25 protein-coding genes are annotated in these 26,579 nt (G+C 71.2%); 5 read left to right on the top strand and 20 right to left on the bottom strand.

The features are described from left to right. Positions 1-60: 60 nt before the first annotated feature. The 3 genes from M2157_RS01665 to M2157_RS01675 are packed head-to-tail and all read left to right on the top strand — an operon-like array spanning position 61 to position 3,866. Positions 61-1,593, top strand: coding sequence for a sugar ABC transporter ATP-binding protein (locus M2157_RS01665; protein WP_280864143.1), 1,533 nt, complete (start codon positions 61-63; stop codon positions 1,591-1,593). Continuing rightward, positions 1,590-2,654 carry an ABC transporter permease gene (locus M2157_RS01670; RefSeq protein ID WP_280864144.1) on the top strand — a complete coding sequence of 355 codons (1,065 nt, stop codon included), beginning with the start codon at positions 1,590-1,592 and terminating at the stop codon, positions 2,652-2,654. Before M2157_RS01665 ends, M2157_RS01670 begins: the two co-directional genes overlap by 4 nt. A gap of 45 nt (positions 2,655-2,699) precedes the next feature. Further along, entirely contained in the window at positions 2,700-3,866 is a 1,167-nt protein-coding gene (locus tag M2157_RS01675) for a substrate-binding domain-containing protein (protein ID WP_280859988.1), read from the top strand. A gap of 565 nt (positions 3,867-4,431) precedes the next feature. On the opposite strand, the gene M2157_RS01680 is transcribed toward M2157_RS01675, so the two are convergent. The 12 genes from M2157_RS01680 to M2157_RS01735 form a co-directional block, all read right to left on the bottom strand. Then, a complete protein-coding gene (locus tag M2157_RS01680; RefSeq protein ID WP_280859989.1) occupies positions 4,432-5,496 on the bottom strand; it encodes an acetamidase/formamidase family protein in 1,065 nt (354 codons plus the stop codon). Further along, positions 5,493-6,263, bottom strand: coding sequence for an isochorismatase family cysteine hydrolase (locus tag M2157_RS01685; protein WP_280859990.1), 771 nt, complete (start codon positions 6,261-6,263; stop codon positions 5,493-5,495). Before M2157_RS01685 ends, M2157_RS01680 begins: the two co-directional genes overlap by 4 nt. Beyond that, positions 6,256-7,839, bottom strand: a complete 1,584-nt coding sequence (locus tag M2157_RS01690; protein WP_280859991.1) for an amidase — start codon at positions 7,837-7,839, stop codon at positions 6,256-6,258. The genes M2157_RS01685 and M2157_RS01690 overlap by 8 nt, the downstream gene beginning before the upstream one ends. Further along, positions 7,836-8,267, bottom strand: coding sequence for a cupin domain-containing protein (locus M2157_RS01695; RefSeq protein ID WP_280859992.1), 432 nt, complete (start codon positions 8,265-8,267; stop codon positions 7,836-7,838). Before M2157_RS01695 ends, M2157_RS01690 begins: the two co-directional genes overlap by 4 nt. An 11-nt stretch (positions 8,268-8,278) precedes the next feature. Continuing rightward, positions 8,279-9,064 (bottom strand): creatininase family protein, encoded by a 786-nt coding sequence (locus tag M2157_RS01700; protein ID WP_280859993.1) that lies wholly within the window; start codon positions 9,062-9,064, stop codon positions 8,279-8,281. Further along, on the bottom strand, positions 9,061-10,437 hold the full coding sequence (locus M2157_RS01705) for an FAD-binding oxidoreductase (RefSeq protein ID WP_280864145.1): 1,377 nt from the start codon (positions 10,435-10,437) through the stop codon (positions 9,061-9,063). The genes M2157_RS01700 and M2157_RS01705 overlap by 4 nt, the downstream gene beginning before the upstream one ends. Next, entirely contained in the window at positions 10,437-11,609 is a 1,173-nt protein-coding gene (locus M2157_RS01710; RefSeq protein ID WP_280864146.1) for a hypothetical protein, read from the bottom strand. Before M2157_RS01710 ends, M2157_RS01705 begins: the two co-directional genes overlap by 1 nt. Positions 11,610-11,684: 75 nt before the next feature. Continuing rightward, entirely contained in the window at positions 11,685-12,566 is an 882-nt protein-coding gene (locus tag M2157_RS01715) for an ABC transporter permease (RefSeq protein WP_280859996.1), read from the bottom strand. Further along, on the bottom strand, positions 12,563-13,321 hold the full coding sequence (locus M2157_RS01720; protein WP_280864147.1) for an ABC transporter ATP-binding protein: 759 nt from the start codon (positions 13,319-13,321) through the stop codon (positions 12,563-12,565). Before M2157_RS01720 ends, M2157_RS01715 begins: the two co-directional genes overlap by 4 nt. A gap of 117 nt (positions 13,322-13,438) precedes the next feature. Beyond that, positions 13,439-14,659 carry an amidohydrolase family protein gene (locus tag M2157_RS01725; protein WP_280864148.1) on the bottom strand — a complete coding sequence of 407 codons (1,221 nt, stop codon included), beginning with the start codon at positions 14,657-14,659 and terminating at the stop codon, positions 13,439-13,441. A 2-nt stretch (positions 14,660-14,661) separates the two neighbouring features. Then, positions 14,662-15,546, bottom strand: a complete 885-nt coding sequence (locus M2157_RS01730) for an MBL fold metallo-hydrolase (protein ID WP_280864150.1) — start codon at positions 15,544-15,546, stop codon at positions 14,662-14,664. Next, positions 15,543-16,064 (bottom strand): flavin reductase family protein, encoded by a 522-nt coding sequence (locus tag M2157_RS01735; RefSeq protein ID WP_280864151.1) that lies wholly within the window; start codon positions 16,062-16,064, stop codon positions 15,543-15,545. The genes M2157_RS01730 and M2157_RS01735 overlap by 4 nt, the downstream gene beginning before the upstream one ends. A gap of 193 nt (positions 16,065-16,257) precedes the next feature. Here M2157_RS01735 and M2157_RS01740 point away from each other — a divergent pair, with 193 nt between their 5' ends. Together M2157_RS01740 and M2157_RS01745 are read left to right on the top strand one after the other, a co-directional pair. Then, a complete protein-coding gene (locus M2157_RS01740) occupies positions 16,258-16,896 on the top strand; it encodes a helix-turn-helix domain-containing protein (protein ID WP_280860001.1) in 639 nt (212 codons plus the stop codon). A 141-nt stretch (positions 16,897-17,037) separates the two neighbouring features. After that, positions 17,038-17,163, top strand: coding sequence for a hypothetical protein (locus tag M2157_RS01745; RefSeq protein ID WP_280860002.1), 126 nt, complete (start codon positions 17,038-17,040; stop codon positions 17,161-17,163). Between the two features lie 287 nt (positions 17,164-17,450). On the opposite strand, the gene M2157_RS01750 is transcribed toward M2157_RS01745, so the two are convergent. The 8 genes from M2157_RS01750 to M2157_RS01785 all read right to left on the bottom strand — a co-directional run bounded on the left by M2157_RS01750 (position 17,451) and on the right by M2157_RS01785 (position 26,517). Beyond that, entirely contained in the window at positions 17,451-18,059 is a 609-nt protein-coding gene (locus M2157_RS01750; RefSeq protein ID WP_280860003.1) for a TetR/AcrR family transcriptional regulator, read from the bottom strand. A gap of 233 nt (positions 18,060-18,292) precedes the next feature. Beyond that, the gene (gene hpaD, locus M2157_RS01755; RefSeq protein ID WP_280860004.1) at positions 18,293-19,297 is read right to left on the bottom strand and encodes a 3,4-dihydroxyphenylacetate 2,3-dioxygenase; all 1,005 of its coding nucleotides are present in this window, start codon (positions 19,295-19,297) and stop codon (positions 18,293-18,295) included. Then, positions 19,297-20,781, bottom strand: coding sequence for a 5-carboxymethyl-2-hydroxymuconate semialdehyde dehydrogenase (gene hpaE, locus M2157_RS01760; protein ID WP_280864152.1), 1,485 nt, complete (start codon positions 20,779-20,781; stop codon positions 19,297-19,299). Before hpaE ends, hpaD begins: the two co-directional genes overlap by 1 nt. Beyond that, positions 20,778-21,725, bottom strand: coding sequence for a 4-hydroxy-tetrahydrodipicolinate synthase (dapA, locus tag M2157_RS01765; protein WP_280864154.1), 948 nt, complete (start codon positions 21,723-21,725; stop codon positions 20,778-20,780). The genes hpaE and dapA overlap by 4 nt, the downstream gene beginning before the upstream one ends. Beyond that, positions 21,722-23,179 carry a fumarylacetoacetate hydrolase family protein gene (locus tag M2157_RS01770; RefSeq protein WP_280864155.1) on the bottom strand — a complete coding sequence of 486 codons (1,458 nt, stop codon included), beginning with the start codon at positions 23,177-23,179 and terminating at the stop codon, positions 21,722-21,724. Before M2157_RS01770 ends, dapA begins: the two co-directional genes overlap by 4 nt. A 15-nt stretch (positions 23,180-23,194) precedes the next feature. Then, positions 23,195-24,646, bottom strand: coding sequence for a 4-hydroxyphenylacetate 3-monooxygenase, oxygenase component (gene hpaB / locus M2157_RS01775; RefSeq protein ID WP_280864156.1), 1,452 nt, complete (start codon positions 24,644-24,646; stop codon positions 23,195-23,197). A gap of 37 nt (positions 24,647-24,683) precedes the next feature. Next, complete coding sequence (locus M2157_RS01780; protein WP_280864157.1) at positions 24,684-25,187, bottom strand: flavin reductase family protein; 504 nt, start codon at positions 25,185-25,187, stop codon at positions 24,684-24,686. 247 nt (positions 25,188-25,434) lie between these two features. Next, positions 25,435-26,517, bottom strand: coding sequence for an S-(hydroxymethyl)mycothiol dehydrogenase (locus tag M2157_RS01785; RefSeq protein ID WP_280864158.1), 1,083 nt, complete (start codon positions 26,515-26,517; stop codon positions 25,435-25,437). Positions 26,518-26,579 lie beyond the last annotated feature (62 nt).

Consider the following 26,579-nt stretch of genomic DNA (forward strand, 5'->3'; position numbering starts at 1 on the left):
GCGTCGCTCCGAAGAATGCCTGAAGTGCTGTAGTTTGAGCGGGTGTGCGATGCTCCCGACATGCCGGTGAGGGCGGCTTCGCCCTTCGGGCCCGAACCCCTGATCCGCATTCGCGGGCTCAGCAAACGGTTCGGCGGCACCCTCGCGCTGGCCGGGGTCGATCTGGACGTCCATCCCGGCAGTGTCCTCGCCCTGCTCGGGCCCAACGGCGCCGGGAAATCAACCCTCATCAAGGTCCTCGCCGGCGTCCACGACGCCGACGCGGGACAGATCACCGTCGCCGGGGAGGCTCTCGGCAGCCCGACCGCCACCCGGAGCATGTCCTTCATCCACCAGGACCTCGGGCTCGTGGAGTGGATGACGGTCGCCGAGAACCTCGCCCTGAGCACCGGGTACGCGCGCCGGTCCGGGCTGATCTCCTGGCGGCGCACCCGCGCGCGCTGCGCCGACGCCCTGCGGACCGTCTCCGCCCGACTCGACCCCGGCGCCCCGGTCTCCACACTCGCGCCGGCCGACCGCTCGCTGGTCGCCATCGCCCGGGCGCTGGCGACACACGCACGGATCATCGTCCTCGACGAACCGACCGCCCGCCTGCCCGCCGCGGACAGCGCCCGGCTCTTCAGCGTCCTGCACGACCTGCGCGACCAAGGGCACGCCATCCTCTACGTCAGCCACCGCCTGGACGAGGTCTACCGGGTCGCCGACGCCTTCGCCGTCCTGCGCGACGGCCGTCTCGTCAGCCGCGGCCCGCTGGCCGGCCGCAGCCCGGCCCGGCTGGTCCACGACATCGTCGGCGAGTTGGACGAACCGTCCCTCCACCGCACCACCGGAGCCCCGGCCGACGCACCGCCCGCCTTGACCCTCGACGGCGTGCGCACCGCCAAAACCGGTCCCGTCAGCCTCGAACTGAGGGCCGGAGAGATCCTCGGACTGGTCGGCCTCTCCGGAGCCGGACACATGGACCTGGGCCGCGCCCTCGCCGGCGCCCGGCCCCTCCTGGACGGGCGGGCCCTGCTGCACGGGCGGCCCTACCGTCCCCGTACGGTCACAGAGGCCGTCGCCCGCGGGGTGGGCCTCGTACCGGACGACCGGCTGCGGGAGGGCTGCCTCGCCGAGCTGACCGTACGGGAGAACCTCCTGGCCAATCCCGGCGCCGGAGGCCCGCCCGGACCGCGCTGGATCGGCCCCCGCAGTGAACGGGCCCGGGCCGCAGCCCTGATCGAACGGTTCGCGGTGCGCCCCCGGGACACCGAGACCCCCATCGCCACCCTGTCCGGCGGCAACCAGCAGAAAGTCATGATCGGCCGCTGGCTGCGGTCGGACCTGCACCTGCTGATCCTGGAGGAGCCGACCGCGAGCGTCGACGTCGGCGCCAAGGCCGCGATCCACCGCCTGCTCCGGGAGGCACTGGAGGCGGGCCTCGCGGTCCTGCTGCTGTCCACCGACTTCGAGGAGGTGGCGAGCCTTTGCCGGCGCACGCTGGTCTTCGTGCGCGGGACCGTCACAGCGGAACTGAGCGGCCCCGCCCTGACCGTCGCCGGACTCACCCGGGCGGCCTCGGCCCTGCCCCCGTCCACGGCCCGGCGCTCATGACGCCGCCGCCCCGGCACCGGCACCGCCCCGGCGGCCACCTCGTCGGCGCCTACGGCCTGCTCGCCCTCACCGCCCTGCTCTACCTCGCCTTCTCCCTCGCCCTGCCGGACACCTTCCCCACGCAGGACACCCTCGACTCGATCCTGTCCAACCAGTCGATCCCGGCGATCCTCGCCCTCGCCGCCATGGTGCCCATCATCACCGGCGCATTCGACCTCTCCATCGGCTACGGCCTCGGCCTGGCCCATGTGATGGTGCTGTGGCTCATCGTCGAAGCGGGCTGGCCCTGGCCGCTCGCCTGCCTCACCGTGCTGGCCGGAGGACTCGCCGTGGGCGTCCTCAACGGCGTCGTCGTCGAGTTCGGCCGGATCGACTCCTTCATCGCCACCCTCGGCACCGGCAGCATGATGTACGCCGTGACCGGATGGATCACCGACGGCAGCCGGATCGTTGCCGGCCCACAGGGTCTGCCGCCCGCCTTCACCGACCTCTACGACTCCTCGTTCCTCGGCCTCCCCGTCCCCGCCTTCTACGTCCTCGCCCTCGCAGCCGTCCTCTGGCTGGTGCTCGAGCGCCTGCCGCTCGGCCGATACCTGTACGTCGTCGGCTCGAACCCGCGCGCGGCCGACCTCGTGGGCATTCCGACCCGCAAGTACACCGTCTACGCATTCGCCGCCTCGGGCCTGATCGTCGGTCTCGCCGGCGTACTGCTCGCCGCCCAGCAGCAGATCGGCAACCCGAGCGTGGGCCTGGACTACCTGCTGCCCGCCTTCGTCGGCGCCCTCCTCGGCTCCACCGCGATCAAACCCGGACGGCCCAACGCCCTCGGCACCGTCGTCGCCGTCGCCGTCCTCGCCGTCGGCCTCACCGGCATCGGCCAGCTGGGCGCCGAGTTCTGGACCGTCCCCCTGTTCAACGGCGGCACCCTGCTCATCGCCGTGGGCCTGGCCGGCTACGCGGCCCGCCGACGACTGCGCGGCGGCGCGACCCGCCACACACCCGCCCCGCCGCCCCCATCCCCGTCCGCCCCGGCGCCGGAGAGCGGAACGTCACCGCCCTGACCCCTCGCACGCGCCCGCCGCGCCGATCCCCTCACTGGAGCTCCCGTGCACCGCACCCGCAAGGCCGCCCCCGCAGCCCGCACCGCGCGGCTCGCCTCCTGCGCCGTGCTGGCCACGGCCGCCGCCCTCGTCGGCTGCGAACGCGGTTCCTCCTCCGACAGCGCGGAGGAGACAGCGACGGGCCCGAACGGCTGCCCCGCCGTCCACACCCGGGCCAGGGAAGCCGTCACGCGCGCACAGCGCAACGACATCCCCTGGGCAGGGCCCACCAGCGGCCCCGAAGCGGTGTCCGGCAGGACGATCGTCTACGTCGCCCAGACCATGACCAACCCCGGCGTCGCGGGCGCCGCCAACGGGGTGCGCGACGCCGGGCGAGCCATCGGCTGGAACGTCCGGGTGATCGACGGCGGCGGCACCCCGGCCGGAATCCAGTCGGCCATGAGCGAAGCCGTGGCCCTGCGGCCCTCGGGCATCGTCATCGGCGGGTTCGACCCCGACTCGACGGCCCAGCAGACCGCCCGCGCCAACGCACAGGGCATCCCGCTCGTCGGCTGGCACGCTGTCCCCGAACCCGGCCCCAGCAGGCAGCCCGACCTCTTCACCAACGTCACCACCCGCGTCCAGGACGTGGCCCGGATCAGCGCGCAGTGGATCATCTCCGACTCCGACGGCCGCGCCGGGGTCGTGCTCATCACCGATGCCTCGATCCCCTTCGCACGGAACAAGTCCGACCTGATCCGCAAGGACCTGGCGAGCTGCCAGGGGGTGCGGCTGCTCTCGGTGGAGAACATCCCGATCCCCGACGCCAGCAGCCGCACCCCCCAGGAGATCTCCTCCCTGCTGTCCCGCTTCCAGAACCGCTGGACCCACTCCGTGGCCATCAACGACCTGTACTTCGCCGACGCCGCCCCCGCCTTCCGCGCCGCCGGCGAGAAGGGCTCCGGCCCACCCTTCAACATCGGGGCCGGCGACGGCGACCCGTCCGCCTTCCAGCGCGTGAACAGCAGGCAGTACCAGGCCGCCACCGTGCCCGAGCCGCTGTCCCTCCAGGGCTGGCAGATCGTCGACGAGTTCAACCGCGCCTTCTCCGGCCGTCCCCACAGCGGATACGTGGCGCCGGTGCACATCGCCACGGCCGACAACAGCGAAGGCGCCACCACCTGGGACCCGTCGGGCTACCGCGAGGCGTACCGGAAGATCTGGGGGAAATGACGGCCGGCCAGATGCCGATCGGCGGGGGTCGCGCACGACAGCGAGGGTGACCCGGCGGCACCGAGCGCGGCGATGTGCGGCATCTCCATGGCCACGCCACACACCCGCCGGCGCCGCCGCGATGTTCGCCCAGGAGCACCCCGACCGGACCGGCGAGCGGATCAAGGCCGCGCTGGTGGCATCCGCCAAGCCACTCACCGGCGCCACCGGCTACGACACCGGGGCTGGCCGGGTGGACCTGACCGCGCGACCGGCATCACCGGGGCCGCCTCGTCGACTTTCGCATTGCAGTCCTGGCAGTGCCGCACTCACCGGCATAATCACCGTCTCCCCTACCGCCTTCCCGGGCATCGTCGGCGGGCCGAGACGCCGTCCAGCACAGGAACGGCGGCTGCGTTCGCCGGACAGGCGGCGCAACCGGTCCAGCAGGTGGGGCAGTTCATGGGGGGCCTGACAGGCGATGGGCCATGCCGGCGCAGCAGGCACGCTTTTCGGTTGTGGTGATCACCCTTCCATTGTGGTGATCAGCGAACTCGACACTCCGTCCATCGCGGCCGAAGGAACCCTACGCCAGGTCCGCCTTGGATATGCGGCCGTGGACGCCTTTGACCATGTCGACCACCTGGGATACGTGGAAGTCCGCGGCCGCGCTGAGGTAGGCGAGGCCGACGGGGCCGGGAATGTCGAACCGGTCCGTGAGAAGCGTGAGCGCATCGCGTACGGCGTTGCGCAGGGCCTCGTCGAGGTCGTGGTCGAGGCCCAGCACGATGTGCTCGGTGGGCGTCTCCGCGAAGGGGGCGCGCAGGCGGGCCGCCAGAGAGCGGGTGGCCGGGTCGCTGTGGACGGTGAGGCGGAGGGTGGCGCGCAGCGGGGCCTCGAAGGCGGTGAGGGCGACCTCGCCGTCGCCCTGGGAGAAGTGCGGGTCGCCGACGTAGAAGAGGGCCTCGGGGACCTGGACGGGGAGGAAGAGCCGGGTGCCGGTGCCGAGGTGGCGGACGTCGATGTTCCCGCCGTGCGGGCCCGGCGGTACGGAGTGGACGGGGGCTTCGGTGGCCGGTGCGACACCCATGATGCCCAGGAAGGGGCGCAGGGGGAAGGTGAGTTGGCGGCCGTCGCCGACCGGGAGCCGGCCCCGGCCGTCGTCGCCCACGGTCGCCACGATGCTGGCCGGCTCGCCCGGAGGTGTCCGCGGGTATTCACCGGGGAGGGCCCCCTTGCCGTGCCGGTTGCTGATCACCCCGTAGGGGGCGCGGCGGCGCAGGGTCAGTACCTCGACCTCCAGGACGTCGCCGGGCTGTGCGCCGTGCAGTGCCACGGGTCCGGTGACGACGTGCGGGCCGTGTGTCTCCGGCAGGTGTTCGCGTGCGGAGGCGGCCAGTTCTATGGCGTCGTGCAGGAGGCCGTTCGCCGGGATGCCGGCCGCGCTGAAGAAGGCGGCCGGGTCGCGGCCCTGGTCCTCGAGGATGCCCTCGTGGCTGATGGTGTCGATGGTGACGGTCTCGCCCGAGCGGACGGTCAGCGCCGGTTTGGCGGTGGCGTTGGGGAGCAGGCCCCAGTGCACCCGGGAGGGGTCGGCGGGCAGGTAGTGGTCGCCGTCCAGGGGGCCGAGTCCGGGTTGGAGGAGGTTCACTTCAGGGCCTCTCTCAGGGCCTCGGAGGGGAGGGTGAATCCGAAGCACTGGCGGACGTTGTAGAGCGTGGCGTCCATGCAGTACGCGGGCGAGGTGGTGGCCACCGCGTCCTCCACCATGAGGACGTCGTAGCCGAGGTTCGCGGCGTCCATGAGGGTGGCCAGGACGCACTGGTCGGCGTTGACGCCGGCGAACAGCAGGGTGTCGACCCGCAGGTTGCGCAGCACACTGTCCAGCTCGGTGTCCTGGAAGCCGCTCATCCGGTACTTGGCGACCTGGATGTCTTCTTCCGCCGCCTCCAGCCCGGCGACGAGCGCGGCCGAGGGGCTGCCGTGCTCCAGCACCCGGCCCGCGCCACCGGTCAGTGGGGCGCCGATGCCGCCGCCGGTGCCGTCCGGGTCGTAGACGTGCAGGACGCCGGGGGGAAGGTTGGCCCGGTCGGGGCGGTTGCCCCAGTTGAGCCAGACGACCGGGACGCCGGCGGCGCGCAGCGGGGGCAGCAGGCCGGCGATGACGGGGATCGGGGCGCGGGCGGGGGTCACGTCCACGCCGATGGAGGCGAGCCAGCCGTCGGGAGAGCAGAAGTCGTTCTGCATGTCGACGACGATCAGCGCGGTGGCGGCGAGATCGGCGACCACGGTCTGCGGCAGCGCCTCGACGGTGACCGGACGCGGGTCTCGGTGCGGTCGGGCCAGGGTGACGCATCTGCCGTCGGCCCGCCAGGCGTTGCGGGAGTTGGGCCCGATCAGACCGTGGGACTCAGGCATGCGTGGGACTCCTCGATTCGGTCGTGCGGGCGGCGAGGTCCAGCAGCGCCCGGTCGGTACCCGGGGCGCCCAGCGCACACAGCCCCACGGGCAGTGAGCGCACCCGCAGCAGCGGCGCGACGACCGCCGGGAGCCCGGCCAGCGAGGCGAGGCAGGTCAGGCGGAGAGTGGCGGCTCGTACGGCCTCCACCTCCTCGGACGGCGCGCCGGCGTGGAGGGCGGGACCACTCGTGGCGGGCAGCAGCAGGGCGCTCCCGGGCGGCGGTACGGCGTCCAGTGCCTTGCGCGCGCCGGCCAGGACCTGTTCCGCCTGGGCCCGCTCGGCCGCGCTCACCCGGCGTCCGTTCTCGAAGCGCCCCGCGACGTCCGGAGCGAGGGCGCCCAGGTGACGGGTGATCCAGGCCCCGTGCCGCTCCCAGGCCTCGGCGGCCTGGACCGTACGGAAGGCGGCCAACCACTCCTCCAGGTGCTCGGCGGCTCCGGTGGACGTACGCGTCAGGGGCAGCTCTGTGCGCAGAGAGAGCGCGCGGCAGGCGGCCTCGAAGGAGGCGCGCACCTCGGGCTCGGCGTGCGACGCCAGTTCCTCGTCCACCATGAGCTCGGCAACCGGCACAGGGTCGTCGTCCGGGGGCAGCAGCACCTCGGCTGCCGTCCGCAGCAGGGCGGGGTCGCGGGCCAGGAGGCCGGCGGTGTCGAAGGAGGGTGCCAGCGCCAGCAGGCCCCCAGTGGGGGTGGCACCGTGGGTGGGGCGCCAGCCGTAAAGGCCGCAGTAGGAGGCGGGTACGCGGATCGAGCCGGCGGTGTCGGTGGCCAGTCCCAGGTCCGCCCAGCCACGGGCCACGGCGGCGGCCGGGCCGCTGCTGGAGCCGCCGGTGATCCGGCCGGGCGCGGCGGGGTTGACGGGGGTGCCGTAGTGGGCGTTGGTCCCGGCGAGGCTGAAGGCCAGCTCGTCGGTCTGGGCGATGCCGGTGAGCTCGGCGCCGGCGTTGAGCAGCCGTCGTACGGCGTCTGCGTGCGCGGGTTCCGGGCGCGCCTCGGCCAGCCAGGCGGGGTTGCCCGCGCCGACGCGCTGCCCGGCCACGGCGAACAGGTCCTTCACGGCGGTGCGGACGTGCGCCAGCGGGCCCTGTCCAGTGGACGCCACCAGCGGCCCACCTTCCTCGTGGCGACCCGCCACACGCCACACCGCCGGATCGGGGCGCTCGTCCGGCGTCGGCGCGGCTACGGCGCTCACGTGCGCGGCGGCGATCCGCCACCCGGCGTCGGTGTGCTGCCACACCTGGGTCTGCAGTCCGCGCGTCCCGTCCTGCCGCCGGGTCTCGGCGGTCACGACCGCGACCCCGGTTGCCGGCCGGACCACGTGCACGCGCTCGACGACCCGCGCCGGAGCCCCGCCCCGTCCGCGCCGGAAGTCGGCGATGGCCCTGTGGCCCACCAGCACGGTGTCGCCCTCGGCGCGCAGGGTGCCCTGCGCGTCGAGGAACCAGTGGTCAAGGCCGGTCAGGTCGTTGGCGGCCAGTGCCTGTTCGTACGCCCAGAAGGCGCCGAGGAGATCTGTGTCCGGGGAATCGGTCACGACGTGCCCGCCCGCAGTACGGCCAGGTCCTGCTCGTCGAGCGTGGCGAGCGGCCCGCCTTCGATGAGGTCGGCGAAGCCCTCGTCGGGGGACATGACGGTGAGGGTGTAGAGGCGTTCGGTGGCGGACGTGTTGACGATGCGGTGCTTGGACCCGGCGAGCAGGACCAGGATGTCGCCGGGGGCGAGGTCGCGTTCGTGCTCGTCGCTGGCGGCGCGGCCGTGGCCGGCGAGCACGACGAAGGTCTCGACCGACTCGGGGTGCCAGTTGAGGGGCTGGGCGCCGCCCGGTTCCCAGACCTCGAGGACGACCGTGGTCGGCGAGCCGTCCCGGGGGCCGGTGAGTACGGCGAGCTTGACGGTGTCGCCCTCGGTGATGTGGTGGGCGGTGATGTCGTGCAGCGGGGTGTGCAGCGGGGGGTTGGCCATGGCGGGCTCCCTCAGGAGGTCAAGGGGCGGTCGGGCAGGAAGCGCGCGCATTCGCGCAACGCGGCGGCGGACGCGGCGATCGACGCGTCGACCAGCTTGCGGCCGAGTTCGGGCGTGGCTCCCGTGGGATCGCCGATGAGGCCGTTGCCGGTGGCGAAGTCGTCGCTGGTCCAGCCGAAGGAGACCGGCTTGCCGAAGCCGATGTGCTCGTACGACGTCAGGTGTTCGGGGACGCTGCGGCGGGCCTGGTCCATGTCCACCAGGTCCGGGTGGAGGTGGAGCATGGCGGCGGTTTCCTTGAGCCCGCCGTGCACGCCCATGCCGTACTCCGTGACCGGGGACGTACCACCCTGGTCGGCGGGGAGGGAGGCGTGCAGCAGGAACGTGCGCAGGCCGTACCGGGTGCGCAGTTCGCGCAGGGCGACGCCGAGCAGGGCGCTGTTGCCGCCGTGCGCGTTGAGGAAGGCGAGCCGGCGTACGGGGCCGGCGGCCAGGGAGCGGCCGAGGTCGTCGAGGACGGACAGCAGGGTGCGGGCGCTGAGCCACAGCGTGCCCGGCGACCAGGCGTGTTCGTCGGACTTGGTGTAGGCGAGCCCCGGCAGCAGCGTGATGTCGCAGCTCTCCCCGGCGAGCCGGGCGGCGCCTTCGGCGACGGCCTCGGCCATGTAGTAGTCGGTGGCGACGGGCAGATGGGGCCCGTGCTGCTCGACCGCGCCGACGGGCAGCACGGCGACGGTGTCCTCGCCGAGCCGCTCGATGTCCGGGCCGCGGAGGTCGATGAACCGGGTGAAGGTCACGAGGTCTCCTCGGATGCGGCGGGGATCTTGCCGGGGTTGAGCAGGCCCAGCGGGTCGGCGGTGCGGGCCGCCTCCCGGACCAGGTCCAGGCGGCGGTCGACGTGCCAGTTGTGCGGGCTGTGCACACCGACGCCCAGCGCCTGCAGGGCGGCGATGCCGTCGTACACGGTCTGCTCGTCCTGGTAGCGAGCCATGAGCATGCCGACCGTGCCGGAGCGCATGCCCTCCAGGTGAAGCAGGGTGTCCGGGAAGACCTTCCTGATCTCGGTGGTGTCGCCGAGCAGGACGTCGCCGCCGATCTCCAGGTGGAACCAGCCGTCCTCGGCCTTCATCAGGTGGTAGGTCGGGTGGTTGAAGGACATCGAGCTGATGAGCGCGGGGCCGTCCGGTGCGGGCCGGACGTCCAGGACTCTGCCGCCGGACGCCTCGACGATGGCGCGTGCCTGGTCGACGGCCTCCTCCTCGACGATCGCGCGCACGCTCAGGGCCGTGGGGTCCAGTGCCGGGTCCGGTCGGTAGACCCTGACGAGACCGGCCTCGTCCAGCGAGGCCAGGCGCGGTGCCGGTTCCATCCGCACGAGGGCCGAGAGGGCGGCGGTGGCGGATGCCCAGTCGTCGAAGGCGGCGAACAGCCCGGTCCACGTGCGGGCCCGCTGGAGCTGTACGGTCGCGGTGGCGATGAAGCCCGTGGTGCCGTAGGCGTGGATGTACGGCAGCGTGTCCGACTCCCGCACGGTGAAGGGCTCGGCGTCGGCCGTGCAGGGCACGACCGTCAGCTCCCGGACGAAGCCGTCGCTGTTGGTCCTGTGCACGAGCGAGCCGGTGCCGCCGCTGCCGCCGGACAGGAAGCCGCCGAGGGTGGTGCCGAAGGTGGACGGGAACATCCACAGCTCCTGGCCCAGCGTGCGGGCGTGAGCTTCGAGGTCGGACATCCTCGCCCCGGCCTCGGCACGGATCCAGCCGTCGCCGGCGTCCAGGATGCGGCCGCAGCCGGTGAGGTCGAGCACGGCACCGTCGTACAGCGGGATCGCCTGGCCGTAGTTGCCGGTTCCCTTGCCGCGCGGGGTGAGGGGAACGCGGTGGCGGTGGGCCAGGGCCAGGATGCCCGGGAGCTGCTCGTGCGAGGTGGGGCGGAGGACGGCCTCGGCGTGCCCGGCGGGGAGCTTCGCGGACAGGATGGGTGACATGTGCGCCCAGTCGCAGGAGGCCTTCTCCCGTGCGGACGGATCGCGGATCACCCCGTCGGAGCCGAGGATTTCGGCGGCCTCGGTGCAGAATTCCTCGATGCCGGGCGTGGGCTGACGCTCCGTCACCTTCGTCGCCGGTCCGTCGTCGACGAGGTCGGTGAGTGCGGTCAGGTTTCCGGTCGTCATCACTTCAGTCCGATCGAGGTGTCGATGAACTCGTCGGTCGCCACGTCCTTGGCGGTCAGGTCCGGCTTGACCTTGGCGCCGCTCTGCTCGACGAGTGGGGTGAAGGTCTTCAGGGCGGAAGCGACGCGCTTCATGTCGAAGCTCCCGATGCTGCCGTCGGACTCGTTGCCGAGGATGCCGAGCTTGACCATCTGCTTCGCGGCGAAAGTGCCGGTGCCTTCGGAGTAGACCCATCCGGTGTTGTACTGCTGCACCAGGTCGCTGATGACCTTGACCGTCGCCGACGGCTCAGCCGCGAAGTCGACGGCCGACTGCTGCAGGACGGGGACGAGCTTCTTCAGGCAGGGGCTGAGCGACTTCAGCTCACCGCTGCGCACCGACAGGGCTTCCGGATAGACGTTGAAGCCCACGTCCGCGAGCAGCTGGTACTTGATCGGCTTCTTCCAGGCCGACACCTCGTGCTGGTAGATGTACGGCTCGGCGGTGGCGAAGCCCTGCTGGGCGATGCCTGGGTTGGACACGAAGCGGGCGGGTGCGCCGTCGTAACTCCCGTCCAGCTGGCTCTTCTTGATGAGGCCCTTCGCGACCAGCATCGAGGCGTAGGTGCTGCCGTCCACGTAGACGACCTTCGCGTTCGACTTGCCGATGTCCGCGATCGTCTTCCAGTCGGGGTGGGTGGCGGGGTCCCACATCAGGACCTGCGGGCTCTTCTTCATCAGCGCCGCCACGGCCGTGACCGGCTGCTTGGCGGACGCCGTGATCGCCACGTCGGTGGTGACCGTGCCCAGGGTGATGCTCTTGTCGACGTACATCTGCGAGGGGACGCTCTGATAGCCGATGGCGGAGCCGCCCGCCCGGATCTGGATGTCGACGCCGGTGTCCTTGCCGTCGACGACCAGCGGACCGGTGACCCGCTTCTTCGCGGTGTCGACCGTGTAGCCGGGGCCGACCAGGTGGTAGAGGGGGCCGTGTTCGGCCTCGGGCTCCCAGTCGACCTGGACGACGACCGTCTTGGGGCAGACGCCGGCCAGGCGCTGGGCGGCGGGGGCCGCAGGAAGTTTGTCCGCGGAGCCGGTCGAGGCGGTGGAACCACCGCCGCAGGCGGTGACCGATACCAGGGTGATGACGGAGGAAACGCCCGCGATGGCGGCGCGTCTGGCGGATGAAGGCATGACTGACTCCCTGAGGGACCAGAGGGAAGGTGAAGGGAAGGCCGGAGGTGAAGGGAAGGCGGGGAAAGGGCGGGGCTACGTCCGGTCGGCCGAGGCGTGCCAGGAGCCGACGGCGAGCCGCGCGACGAGGGTGAAGACGGCGAAGACCGCGACGCCGAAGAACGAGGCGAGGATGATCGCGGCGAACAGATCCTCGGACTGCAGCCGGGAGCGGTAGACGTCGAGCAGGGTGCCGATGCCGGGCTCGCCCTGCTTGAAGAACATGTCGCCGACGATCGCGCCGATCACGGACAGGCCGGAGGAGGTGCGCAGCCCGGTGAAGACCGAGGGCAGGGCGGCAGGCAGTTCGAGCTTGCGCAGCCGGGCCCAGCGGCTCGCCCGCTGGAGGGTGAACAGGTCGTGGTGGGTACGGTCCACCGACTGGATGCCGAACAGTGTGTTGGCGATCATCGGGAAGAGGGCGATCAGGACGCAGACGACCACCCGGCTGGTGAAGCCGAACCCGAACCAGAGGCCGATCAGCGGCACGATCGCGAGGATCGGCACGGTCTGCAGGATCACCGCGTACGGGTACAGGGAGCGTTCCAGCCAGCGGGCCCTGCTCATCAGCACCGCCGCCGTCACACCCAGCGCGGAGGCGATGAGCAGGCCGGCGAGCGCTACCTGGGCGGTGAGCCACAGTGCCTGGAGCATCGGCTGCAGATGGGTCCAGTCGAGGAACGACACGCTGAGAACCTGCTGCGGGGGCGGGACGAGGAAGCGCCGGGCAGGGCTGAGCAGCAGATAGCTGACGGCGTACCAGATACCGACGGCCGCGCCGAGCGACCCGAGCGGCGTGAGCACCGCGACGGTCCGGGCCCGGCGTCGGCGTACGGGAGCCGGAGGCGTGGCCTGCGTCGAGTCCGTTGCCGGCAGGACGTCCTGGGACTGAGCGGTGACGGTGACATGGGCGCTCACTGGAAACCTCCTCGAAGCGCCGCCGAGACCTCGCCGGCGATACGGCCGAACTCGGGGTCGTAGCGCAGTTCGGCCGGACGGGGATGGGCGAAGGGCACCTCGAAGGAGGCGGTGATCCGGCCGGGGCGGGCCGACATCACGACGACCCGGCCGGCCAGGAAGACGGCCTCGGTCACCGAGTGGGTGATGAACAGGGCGGCGAAGCCGGTCTCCGCGTAGATGCGCTGGAGTTCCTCCTGCATGCGCAGGCGGGTCATCTCGTCGAGGGCACCGAACGGTTCGTCGAACAGGAACAGCGACGGACGGGTCATGAGAGCGCGGGCCAGGGACACGCGCATCCGCATGCCGCCGGACAGTTGCCCCGGCAACTGCTTCTCGAAGCCCTCCAGGCCCACCAGGCGCAGGGCGTCCAGCGCCCGATCCCTCCGTTCGGCCTTCGGGATCCCGGTGAGTTCGGCGGGGAGTTCGACGTTGGCGAGGACCGTGCGCCAGGGCAGCAGGGTCGGGTCCTGGAAGACGTAGCCGACCGAGTCGGTGGGGGCGTGGACGGTACCGCCGGTTGCGGAGTCCAGGCCTGAGGCGAGGCGGAGCAGGGTGGACTTGCCGCAGCCCGAGGGGCCGACGACGGCGACGAACTCGCCCGGGGCGATGGAGAGTTCGACTCCGGTGAGGGCGGTGGTCCCGTTGTCGAAGTGCTTGTCGACGCCCTCGAATCGCAACGTCGCTTCGAGTGTCGCTTCGGCGGTGGTCGGCACGTCAGCTCCCTTCAGTGCCACAGTCAGGAATGTTGATAGTATGAACATTGGTTGTTTCCGGCCAATGTCGTGGCCGTATCCGTTCGCCGAGAGCTGCCGGGCGGCAGGCTCAGAGGTTCAGAAGATTTCGCGGACCACCGACGTACGGCTGACCAGGCGTCCGCCGGCGAAGACCAGCCGCTCGGGACAGGACGCGCCGAGAACCTCCGACACGGTCTGCGCGCGCACCGCCAGGAGATCGGCGACAGCGCCCTCGTACGGTCCCGCCGCAGGCAACCCGAGGACCGCCCGTGCTCCCCCGGTGACCGCGTGCAGCGCCTCGTCCGGGGTGAGATGACCGGCCGTGACCAGCAGGGACGCCGTCTCGAGCGGATCCGCCCGGCCCACGGGGTTGAAGGGGTCCCGGAAGTTGTCACCGCCGGCCGCGACCGTCACGCCCGCGTCGAGCAGGGCGCGTACGGCGGTGAGGCCGCGCGGGGTGGACGACGGACGGTCGCGGCCCTGGAGGTAGAGGTTCGTCAGCGGGAGGGTGACCACGCCGATGCCCGCAGCCGCGACTTCCTTGGCCGTGCGAGCCGCTTCGTCCGGCTCCACCGCGCCCAGGCTGACGCAGTGACTCGCGGTGACGCCGGAAACGAAGCCGCGCTCCCCCACGGCACGGGCGAGCAGACGCAGATCCCCCGCCGCCGGGTCGAGGGTCTCGTCGGCGTGCAGGTCGACTCCCACCTGATGCTCGGCGGCGATGCGCAGGGTGCGCTCCACGGACGCGGCCGGGTCCGCGGACAGGTGGGGGCAGTCGCCCAGCAGGTCCGCGCCGAGGTCGAGCGCCTCGTGCAGCAACTCGTCCGGGGCGTCGACGTGCAGGACGGCGATCTGGAGCCGTACCCGCCCGCGGAGCTGTCCGCGTAGCCGGAGCAGGGCGCGAAGGCCGCGCAGCGGATCACCGCCGCCGTAGCCGCCGTCGTCCCTCAGGAGATCCACGTGGGTCCTGACTGCCGTCACGCCGTTCGCGCACAGCTCGTCGACCGCCCGCCTGGCACGCTGGAACACATCCTCCTCGGTGACCCGCGCGGCATACGCACGCCAGGCGGTGACGGCGGAGAGCAGGTCCCCCGGCAGTGCGCCCGCCAGGTCCCAGGTCAAAGCCTTGTCCAGATGGGCGTGCGGTTCCGCCGGGGCAGGCAGGAGCAGGTATCCGGTCAGGTCGAGTTCGTCGGGGCCGGAAGGAAGCAGACCGGGCGGGGCGACCCGCGCGACAAGGCCGCTGTCCGTACTGACCAGGACGTCGCGGACGCCCTGGTCGGGCAGGCGCGCGCCGCGCAGCAGCAGTGGTGACATGTTCAGTGCTCCGTTCCGTACGGTGCGGTGAGCACCGCGAAACCGTCGAAGTCATGACGGCGTACAGGGACGCCGAACATGTCGGTGGAGGCGTACGGACGGGTGCGGCCGTCCCGTACGGCCGCGAACGCCTCGGCGACCCGGCCCACGAAGTCCGCCGACTCCCGGTGCCGCAGGTTGTGGCCGAGCAGCGCGGTGGCGACGGGCAGCTCGGCCAGGCGGCGCGTCGAGGCAGCGAAGGCGGTCACGTCGGCGCCCGGCACATGGGCGAAGAAGGTGCCGCTGATCAGCGTGTCCCCGGCCAGCAGCAGCCCGGTCTCCGGCTCCCACAGGCAGACGCCGTCCGGGGAGTGCCCGGGGGTGTGGAGCGCCTCCAGGCGCCGGCCGCCCAGGTCGAGGACGTCTCCTTCGCACAGCAGCCGGGTGGGGCGTACGGCCTCGATCCGCCAGTCGGCCAGGTCGGGAACCGGCCGCACCTCGACGCGTGAGTCGGTGAGGAAGAACCCGCCGACGTCCAGGACACGGAACTCCTCGTACCGCTTCCGCAGGCCGTGCGCGATGTGCGTGTACGCCTCCAGCCACTCGCGCGGAGCCGGATCCCTGTGCAGTGCGGCGCCGGCGGCGTGTACGGCGATGTCCGCGGCGTACCCGGCCACGGAGGCGTTGCCGCCGCGGTGGTCGAAGTGGTGGTGGGAGTTGACGACGAGCAGCGGCAGCCGGGTCAGCCGTCGTACCCTCTCGCCGATGTCGCCGACCCCCATGCCGGTGTCGTAGAGCAGGGCCAGTTCATCGCCGAGCACGAGGTAGCTGTTGACATGGCCGGGCTCGGCGATCACGAACGCTCCCGGGCCGGTCTCGGAGACCTGGAACCAGTCGGACCCGCTCACGCCGCACCGAGCGCGTGGTAGCGGCGGTCGTGGTGCACGAGTGCGGTCGTTCCGCCGGTGCCGGGCACGACGTGCTCGACGGCCGCGACGATCAGCTGGTGGTCCCCGGCCGGGAGGTCGCGCACGACGCGGCAGAGGACCGCGTACGAACTGTGCGCGAGCAGGAGAGGTAGTCCGCCGCGCTCCTCGGCCGACCACTCCAGCTCCGCGAACCGATCCGCGGAGCGGTCGGCGAAGCGCCGGGAGACGTGCTCGCCGCCGGCGTGCAGGATGTTCAGCGCGAACCTGCGGCCGTCGAGCAGCGAGGCCAGCGTACGGCCGCGGCGGCCCACTCCGATGGCCACCAGCTGCGGTTCGCGGCTGACGCTCATCACGGCGGTACTGGTGAAACCGACCGGGCGCCCGTCGGCTGTCAGGGCGGTGACGACACAGACGCCTCCGGCGAGGGCGGCCATGGCGTCGAGGAAGCCGGAGTCCGGCGGGGAGTCGACGGGACGGTCGGAGGTGGCCGCAGCCATGAGAGCTCCCTATGGGCTGGACGGGACGGGAAAGCACGTACGCCGTTTGCGACGCGATGGACTCGACGACACCTAGAATGTTCGTGCCATCAACATTGAGCGTAGGGCCCTGGTGTTTCACCGGCGTAAAACCTCTCCCCAGGCCGCCGGGGCCCCGGTGGCCCGCCGACCCCGACCCTTTAGGATTCCTGCCATGCCGGCCCAACCCGCCCACAGCACATCGCCCGCCGGGGACGCGGACGCGCCGTTGCGCGCCGAACTCGGCAGCGCGATCCGCCAGTTGCGCAAGGAGCGGGGGCTGACCCTTGTCCAACTCGCCGAGCGCGCCGCGCTCTCCCACCCGTTCCTCAGCCAGCTGGAGCGGGGACTGACCCGGCCGAGCATGCCGTCCCTGCACCGCATCGCCCGCGCTCTCGGCACCACACAGCAGGCACTCATGGCCGCAGCGGTGGTGCCGCAACCTGACGCCTCACCGGGCTCGGCCCACCTGGTGCGCTCGGGCGAGGGCCTGCCCGTGGACAACCCCGGCGGCACGGCACGCATGCTCGGCGCCCCTGCCTACTCCGTCCACCCCGTGGAGTACACCGGGACCCGGGAGCGGTTCGAGGAGTACTACGACCATCCCGGCGACGAGTTCGTCTACGTCGTTGCCGGTGAGATCGAGATCGACCTGCACACCGGGGACGGACCCCGTCTCCACGTGCTCGGCCCGGGCGACAGCATCTGCTACCCCGGAGGAACTCCCCACCGCTGGCGCGCCGTCGGTGACGGTTCACGGGTACGACTCCTCACCGTCCAGAACGCGATGGGCGAAGCCGACCGCCACTCCTGACGCGGACACGACCAGGCCTGTTCGCAGGCCTGTCCAGCTGCTGCGCAAGGTGAAGCCGCCCGTGGCCGCGGGCTCCGACAAGCACCTCGGTCCGTGTCACGCCACCCGTCTCTGCTCCACCGCGACCGCCGCCTCGGGGCCATGGCCTTCCCGTGGGACCTGGCCATCGGCGCGCTCCGCCCGGCGGGGCGGGCCAACATCGCCGAGAGCCTGCGCCACCACGGCGGGGACATGGCCCGGCCGCTGGACATCCTCGAACTCACGTGATCATTCCCGGACGATCGCGAGAACGACGGAGCCCTGAACCTCTCGCTGGTCACACCTGCGGCGGGTTGCACCCGCCTTGGAGATCGATCGATGCCCGTGACCATGAGGGAGCCGAGCATGGCCGGGGCCGTAGGAGCTCGCGCTCGATCAGCCGCACCATGGGGCCGCCCTCGTCGCGGCCGGTTACGAACAGGCTGACCGAATATGTCGCCCTCGCGCCTCAAGCTCATGGCGGGACACGAGACGTCCCGCAGGGCCACCCGAGCCGACCGGGACGACAGTCCGCGTCACGTGGCGCGGGTCAGCAGCGGCATGGCAACACCGTCGACCAGATACTCGACGAACTCCGCATCCAGAGGCAGGCCGAGCAGAGCGTGGCGCATGAACAGGGCCGGCACACAGAGCTCGTCGATGAATCGCACGTCCTGGCCCACGACGAGTTCTCCACGCCCTTCTGCCCGCTCGCAGACAGCCCGGACGGGCGGTACAGCGGGGATCAGCAAGGGGCGCAGCAGCGCCGCGAGCTCAGCATCATTGCGCATGGTGACGAAAAGACCGCTGATCACGGCGCCTGGCTCGCCCCCCATCCACTCGGCGAGCAACTGGAGGTATGCCAGGAGGTCACCGCGCAGCGTGCCGGTGTCCGGCACCCGCAGGTCTTCGGCCGGGCGCAAGCTCATGGCCGTGGTCACCAGTTCCGCCTTGGTGGGCCAGTGCCGGTACAGCGTGGCCTTGCTCGTCCTGGCGCGGGTCGCCACTGCCTCGTAGTGCAGTCCCTGGTAACCGGACTCGGCGAGTATCTCGTAGACGGCTCGCAGGATGGTCCGCTCACGGCCTGCCGAGAGCCTCTTGGCGGGCCGGGCGACCGCCGTGGTCGATGCCGCCGGCTCGGACATGGCACCCCCTCGCTCTACAAGGTGGACAATCTCGAACGGTTGAGTTGGGCAGTGGTCTCAAGAAAGTCGACGCTTGGACGACTCCTTGATCCTTTACAGGATACGCGGCAGCCGACGCAGCCATCGAACGCTTCCGAGGTCGAGTCACCGCTGCTGACCAGGCCGGATGCACGCTCTGCCCCGGCCGTGCGGCAACTCCGGCGCCGCAACCGGCACCGGAGCTGTACGCGCGGTCAGCCGAGTCCGTCGGCGCCGACCTGGACGGCGGACTCGTCCAGCAGGGAACTGCTCACCGGCTGCTGCCGTCCGTCGAGGTCGAGAACCGGGGTCGCCTCCTTGTACCAGGACTCGATCACCGCGTTGCCCCAGAAGTCGCGGCGGCGGTCGTCGTTGACGTTCCACCGGTACGTCTCGTGGTCGGGGTCGCCGGTGTAGTAGTCGGAGGTGTAGATCTCCACCCGGTGGCCGTCGGGATCGCGCAGGTAGACGTAGAAGGCGTTGGAGACACCGTGTCGGCCGGGCCCGCGCTCGATGTGCTTCTCCTCGTGCAGCGCGCCGAAGATGTCGGCGGTGCGCAGCACCTGGTGGGACTCGTGGGTGGCGACGCCCAGGTGGTGCAGGCGGGGGCCGGCCCCGCCGGTGAAGGCGACGTCGTGGACGGTCTGCTTGCGGTACATCCAGGCGGCGTACAGCTCGTGTTCGTCGCCCTCGATGGTCTCCGAGCAGCCGAAGCCGAGGGACTGGTAGTGGGCGTACGCGGCGGGGATGTCGGGCGTGCAGATGTTGAAGTGGTCGAGGCGGGCGATCTGGGCGCCGCGGTGGAGGTCGTACCGCTGGATGAGGCGCTCACCACGCTCGATCTCGTGGAAGAACTCGACCGGGAAGCCGAGCGGATCGACGACGCGTACGGCGTCCCCGACTCCGACGGTGCCCTCGCCCTTCTTCAACCGCTTGACGGGGCGGCCGAGTTGGCGGAAGAACTTCTCCGCCTTGTCGACGTCCTCAGGGGTGCGGACGCGGTAGGAAATGTGGTCGAGTGCGGCGACCTCACCCGTGCGCAGCACGAGCGAGTGATGGGTGAGCTCATCCGTCCCGCGCAGGTAGAGGGAGTCGGCGTCCTCGTACTGGACGTGGAATCCGAGCATGTCCACCCAGAACCAGCGGGCCCTGGCCAGGTCGGTGACGGCGAGCTGGGCGTAGGCGGAGCGCACGACGTCCGGTGCGGCTGTTCCCGTCATCAGACGGCTCCGAATCGTGGGGTGTGGACGTCACCGAGGGCGACGTGGACGATCTTGGACTCGGTGTAGAAGTCGATGCTGTGGGCGCCGCCCTCCCGGCCGACGCCGGAAGCCTTCACACCGCCGAAGGGGGTGCGCAGGTCACGGACGTTGTGCGAGTTGATCCAGACCATGCCGGACTCGACGGCGTGCGCGATGCGGTGGCCGCGCTTGAGGTCCGAGGTCCAGATGTACGCGGCCAGGCCGAACTGGGTGGCGTTGGCCAGCTCGATCGCCTCGGTCTCGTCGTCGAAGGGCGCGACGGCCACGACGGGGCCGAAGATCTCCTCCTGGAAGATCCGGGCGTCACGGGACACGTCGGCGAACACGGTCGGCTGGAGGTAGTTGCCTTCGGTGAGGTGGTCCGGGCGGCTGCCGCCCGCCACCAGCCGGGCCTCCTTCTTGCCGATCTCGACGTAGTTCAGGACGCGCTCGTAGTGCTCCGTGTGGACCAGCGCGCCCACCTCGGTGGCGGGGTCGGAGGGCAGGCCGACCCTGACCCGGTCGGCTCGCTCGGCGAGGCGACGGGTGAACTCCTCGTACAGCGAACGCTCGACGAGCACCCGGGAACCCGCCGTGCAGCGTTCGCCGTTGAGCGAGAAAACGCCGAAGACCACGGAGTCCAGGGCCGCCTCGATGTCGGCGTCGGCGAAGACGACGACCGGGGACTTGCCGCCCAACTCCATCGACGTGGTCTTGAGGTGCTCGGCCGAGGACCGGATGATGTGGCGGCCCGTGTCGGTCGAGCCCGTGAAGGAGATCAGCGGCACGTCCGGGTGGTCGACGAGGGCCTGCCCGGCCTCCTCGCCGATGCCGTGGACGATGTTCACGACTCCGGCCGGCACGCCCGCCTCGGCGAAGATCTCCGGCCAGAGCGAAGCCGACAGGGGCGTCCACTCGGCGGGCTTGAGGATGAGCGTGCAGCCGGAAGCGAGGGCAGGCGCGAGCTTCCAGCTCTCCAGCATGAACGGGGTGTTCCACGGGGTGATGAGGCCGGCGACCCCGACCGCGGTGCGGACCACGTAGCTGAATTGCTCACCGCCCTGCCGGAAGGCCTCCTCGCCGAGCGCGACGATGACGTCGGCGAAGTAGCGGAAGTTCTCCGCGGCACGCCGCGCCTGGCCCTTGGCCTGGGTGATCGGCAGGCCCGAGTCGTACGACTCGAACCGGGCGAGGCGGTCGTGGCGGCCCTCGACGGCGTCGGCGATGCGGTACAGGACGCGAGCGCGTTCGCGGTTGGATATCGACGACCAGCCGGGGAAGGCGGCCCGCGCTGCCTCGGCGGCACGCTGGACGTCGTCCCGGGCACCCCGTGCGGCCTGTGTGTAGGCGGTGTTGGACACCGGGTCGGTGACGTCGAAGGTGCGGCCGTCGGCCGCGTCGACGAGTTCGCCACCGATCCAGTGCCGGATGGTCGAGGGCAGGCCCTCGGGGGCGGTGCTCACTTGTCGGCTCCGTTCGTTTGCGTTCCGAGCTGCTGCGTCAGGTCCCCGCCCTCGGCGAGGAGGGTGCGGATGCGGGCCAGGCCCGGGGCGGTGGGCGTGATGAGCGGCGGCCGTACGTGAGGCGAGGCGATCCGTCCCTGCTGGGCGAGGACCCACTTCGCCGGGGCTGGGTTGGTCTCCACGAACAGCAGGTCCACCAGCGGGTGCAGGCGGTAGTGCAGGTCCCGTGCGCCGTCGAAGTCCCCCGACTCCCACAGCTCGTACATCCGTGCCACGGCGGTCGGCGCCAGGTTGGCCACGGCGCTGACGAAGCCGGCGCCCCCCAGGGCGAGCAGCGGCAGGCAGAGAAGCTCGATGCCGGACCACACCAGCAGCGAGCGGCCGCAGGCGTGCAGCACGCGGGAGAAGTGCTCGAAGTCCTTGGTGGTCTCCTTGACCCCGACGAAGTTGTCGAAATCGGTGAACAGCCGCCTCACCGTCTCGGGGGCGATGTCGACCGCCGTGCGGGAGGGCACGTTGTACGCGACGATCGGCAGGTCCGGGAACTCCCGGGCCACCGTGGCATACCACTGGTACAGCGCCTCCTGGGTGGGGCGCGCGTAATAGGGGGTGATCACCAGGGCCGCGTCCGCGCCCAGGTCCTGGGCGGCGGCCGTCAGCTCCAGGGTCTCGTTCAGCTTGTGCGAGCCGGTGCCGGGCAGGAAGGGCACCCGGTCGCCGGTCTCCTCGACGGCCGTACGCATGGCGGCGATCCGCTCGGCGACGGTCTGTGCGCTGGGCTCGCCGGTGGAGCCGCCGAGCGAGATGCCGTGCGAACCGGATTCGAGCTGGAAGCGGATCAGGGAACGCAGGCTGTCGTGGTCGACGGCGCCCTCGTCGGTGAACGGGGTGACGACCGGGGCGATGGATCCGCGGATGGTGGCGGGATCACTGCGGAACTTCATGCGGTTTCTCCTTGCGACTCTTGCGAAGGGGCGTTGCTGCGGCGCCACTGCTCGAACGGTTCGCGCCAGTCGGGACCGAGGGGGTACAGCCCGTCGACGCTGTGCCCGGCACGCACCTGCTCGGTGATGAAGCGCTCTCGAAGCTCCTGCTCCTGGCAGTCGGCGATCAGCCCCTCGGCCAGCTCGGGTGGCACGACCACGACACCGTCCGCGTCACCGACGATCAGGTCGCCCGGCTGCACCAGCGCGCCGCCGCACGCGATGGGCACGCCCGAGTCCCACGGGACGTGGCGGCGGCCCAGGACGGAGGGGTGCTCCCCGCCGTGGTAGACGGGCAGGCCGAGTTCGGTGACCGCTGCGCTGTCGCGCAGGCCGCCGTCGGTGACGACCCCGGCCGCACCACGCGTCTGGGCACGCAGCGCGAGGATGTCGCCGAGGGTCCCGGCGGAGGTGTCGCGGCGGGCGTCCATGACGAGCACGTGGCCCGGCCTCAGCTCCTCGATCGCCCGCTTCTGGGCGTTCATGCCGTTGCCGTACTTGGTGAAGAGGTCCTCGCGCAGCGGCAGATAGCGCAGGGTGTGCGCGACGCCGACCATGGTCCGGTCCGGCAGCGTGGGGCGGACGCCGTCGATGGACATGTGCGGCAGGCCGCGGGCACGGAGCTGTGCGCTGAGGGTGGCGACGGCCACCGAGCGCAGCCCCTCCTCCAACCGCTTGTCCAGCAGGGGCGCGGGGGTGTACGCCGTCCCGTACGCGGCCTCCCGCTCCGCCGGATCGGCCTTGGGCATCGCCCCGTACGGGTCCAGCGCGGGCCCGGCGGCGACGGGATTGCGGAGGCGGCCGGTGGACAGCCCGTTTCCGGTCACCTCGACCTCGACCACGTCACCGGGGGCGACCACGGAGGCGCCGGCCGGCGTGCCGGTGAGGATGACGTCCCCCGGCTCCAGGGTGACCTGCCTCGACAGGTCCGCGATCAGCTCGCCGAACGGGAACAGCAGGGTGGCCGTGGTGTCGTCCTGGACCAGTTCGCCGTTGACCCAGGTCTGCAACCGCAGGGCGGCCGGGTCGAGTTGGCGTGCGTCCATCAGTCGCGGCCCGATCGGCGTGAAGCCGTCTCCGCCCTTGGAGCGGAGGTTGGAGCCGCGATCGGCGTAACGCAGGTCGTACACACCGGCGTCGTTGGCGGCGGTCACCCAACGCACGCACTGCCAGCCGTCCTCGGGCCGCACCCGCTGCGCGCGCGAGCCGATGACGAGGGCTATCTCGCCTTCGAAGCCGAGGAGTTCGCATCCCTCGGGGCGGACGAGGGCTTCCTTGGTGCCCGCCAACGACGAGGGTGGCTTGAGGAAGTAGGACGGATGGGCGGGGATCCGGCCGCGCTCCTTGGCGCGGCTGGGGTAGTTGAGATGCAGAGCGATGATCTTCGACGGGGAGTTCCCGAGCGGGTGCGTCATGTCGTCCGTCCGGGATCAGGCGCGGTCGAGGAAGGCCTGGACCCTGGCCTTGTACGGCTCGCGGTCGTAGCTCTTCACGTACGCGCCGGCCATCCGCACCGGGTCGCCGAAGAAGTAGTACTCGTACAGCGCCTGGCGGCTGGAGAACGCCGAGATGCAGGTGTCCCACACCAGGCGGAAGAGCTTCACGCGCTCGGGGCCGGACAGGGTGGCCGACTGCAGGTACGCCTCGATGTCGGCGGCAGCGGGGCCCTGGATGTCGAGTTCGGTAGGGGTGGCCATCAGGCCGGAGGCGCCGAGCTTGCGCAGGATCTGCGGGAAGCGCTGGTAGAGCTTGGGGTAGAGGTTGCGGGCGGCGTTCAGCGGGGCGAACGCCGGGGTGAGGACCCCGTACTCGTTGACCTCGGCGTCCGCCTCGGCGGCGCGCAGGAAGGCGCGCAGCGTCTCCAGGGTGGTGATGATCTCGGCGATGTCGTCCTGGACGTGCTGGAACTGCTCGATGCCGATGGCCTCGGTCAGCAGGGACACCAGGCCGAGGACGTACTCGGTCTTGGCGGTGGTGCGGGTGACGACCTGGTGGGTCATGTGCACCACCGACGACGTCTGCGAGTAGAAGCCGTTGCACAGTTCCGCGTCGCCGAGGGCGAAGCAGCGCTCGTACGGCACGTGCACGTCGTCGAAGACGACGACGCAGTCGGACTCCTCGAAGCGGGAGGCGAGGGGGTGGTCGTGCCGGGGGCGGTCGTAGTCCAGCGGTTCGCGGGCGATGTAGCGCAGGCCGGGGGTGTCGTTCGGGATGGCGAAGGCGTAGGAGTACGGCTTGTCCTCGGGGGTGCCGCGCAGCACGGTCGAGGGGAACACCAGCATCTCGTCGGCGAACGGGGCGATCGTGGCGAGCATGCGCGCACCGCTGATGACGACGCCGTTGTCGTCCTCCCTCACGATCCGCGCGGCCAGCTTGCCGCCCGCCTGCTGGGTACCGGCCACCGCCCGGTTGACCTGCGGCGGGATCAGCGTGTGCGTGCACAGCAGGTCCTCTTCGCGGGCCTTCTCGTAGTAGCAGCGGATGTTCTCGCCGAAGGCGGGGTTGGCCTGGGCGAACCAGTCGGCGGCCGAGGCGAGCGCCATCAGGGAGCTGTTCATGTAGTCGCCGGTGCGGCCGAGCATGCCGTTGCTGTGGTCGGCCCACACCTTGAACGCATTGCGGCGCTTGACCAGGTCGTCCGGGGTCTTCGGGGTGAGGAAGGACGTGCCGACCGGCTCGCCGGACGTGGGCGAGGTGTAGGTGAGGGTGTCCTTGTGCTCGTCCGAGTGCTGGAGGTCGAACAGTTCGGCGTAGGTCTGGACGACGTTGCGGAAGGCGGGGTGGTCCTGGATGCCGCCGGTGACGGTCTCGCCCTGGATGTGGACGGTCGGGCGGGAGGCGGCGAGGCGCTCCAGGTATTCCTTGCCGGTGCGTGCGGCCATGTGGGTGCTCCTCGGGAGGTGATCAGCGGGTTCGGGTTCAGATGAGGTGTTCGATGCCGTCGGTGGACTCGGCCGCGGTGCCGAAGCGGCTCCAGGCGTAGGTGAGGGCGTCGCCGTCGCGGTGGCCGAGGTCGGTGACGCGGCCGACGAGGAGGGTGTGGTCTCCGCCGTCGTACGCCTGCCATGGCTCGCACTCCACCCATGCCAGAGGGTTCGTGAGGCGGGGCACCCGGGCCGCGGTCGCCCAGCGGGGCTCGGTGGCACCCTGCGCCCCGGCGAACAGCCGGGCCAGCGGCTCCTGTTCGGCGCCGAGGATGTTGACGCAGAAGGAGCTGTCGATCAGCTGGTCGTGGCAGCGGGCGCGTCGGGCGACGCTGACGAGCACCAGCGCGGGATCGGCGGAGACGGACGTGAAGGAGTTCATGGTCGCGCCCCGGGGACCGCCCTCGCCCGCGTACGTCACGACGGTGATGCCGGTGGCGAACCGGGACATGCAGGCGCGCAGGGCGCCAGGGCTGGGAGGGGCAAGGGAGCGGGACATGAGGAGGACTCCTTGAGTCGATCGTCGGCTGTGCCCTCTGGCAAAGGGCCGGGGAGGGGGCGGCGCCGGCCCAGCAGGGCTGGGGACGAAGCGGGCAAGATCCTGATCAAAGCATGTAATCAAAGCTTTGATTATTTGGACGGTACCTGTGCCGACCGCTCCTGGGAAGACCGGAGCGGAGAATTCAGTGGCCGCGGAGGATCCACTCCTCCAGATGCGGGGCCTCGGCCGCGATGGTCGTGGCCACTCAGAACACCACCACGGACCGCAGCACCTCACCTGAGTGCATCTTCTCGAATGCCTTCTCCACCTCGTCGAGGGCGATCGTCTCGGTGACGAAGGCATCCAGGTCCAGTCGCCCTTGCCGGTACAGGTCGACCAGCATCGGAAAGTCCCTCGATGGCAGGCAGTCGCCGTACCAGGAGGACTTCAGCGCCCCACCGCGGCCGAAGACGTCCAGCAGCGGCAGCTCCAGCTTCATGTCCGGCGTCGGGACCCCCACCAGCACGACGGTTCCGGCCAGGTCTCGGGCGTGGAAGGCCTGCTGGTACGTCTCCGGACGGCCGACGGCATCGATCACCACGTCCGCTCCGTGCCCGCCGGTGAGCTCGCGGATCGCCGTCACGGGGTCGGTGTCGCGGGAGTTGACGGTGTGGGTGGCGCCGAAGGTCTGTGCCAGGGCCAGCTTCCGGTCGTCGATGTCCACCGCGATGATCCTGGCCGCTCCGGCGAGGCGGGCACCGGCGATCGCCGCGTCGCCGACGCCGCCGCAGCCGATCACCGCGACGCTCTGTCCCCTGCTGACGGGTGCGGTGTTGAGCGCGGCTCCCAGCCCGGCCATGAGCCCGCAGCCGAGGAGGCCGGCCGCTTCGGGCCGGACCTGGGGGACTTTCGTGCACTGGCCGGCGGCCACGAGGGTCTTTTCCGCGAAGGCCCCGATACCGAGGGCGGGCGCCAGCTCCGTGCCGTCCTTCAGCGTCATCCTCTGCCGTGCGTTGTGCGTGTCGAAGCAGTACCAGGGCTGCCCGCGCCGACAGGCACGGCACCGCCCGCACACCGCCCGCCAGTTGAGGATGACGAAATCACCGGGGACGACGTCGGTGACGTCTTCACCGACCGCTTCGACGACTCCCGCGGCCTCGTGGCCGAGCAGGTAGGGGAAGTCTTCCCCGATGGCACCCTCCCGGTAGTGCAGGTCGGTGTGGCACACCCCGCAGGCCTGCACCCGCATCAGGGCCTCCCCCGGTCCGGGGTCGGGCACCAGGATGGTCTCCACCGAGACAGGGGCGCCTTTGCTCCGGGCCACGACAGCGCGGACTTCATGAGACATGTCTGTGTTCCTCTGGAAGGGTTCCTCTGGAAAGTCGAGTGGGTCGGCGACGCGTCGACTTG

The sequence above is a fragment of the Streptomyces sp. SAI-127 genome, from assembly GCF_029894425.1.
GTDB lineage: Bacteria > Actinomycetota > Actinomycetes > Streptomycetales > Streptomycetaceae > Streptomyces.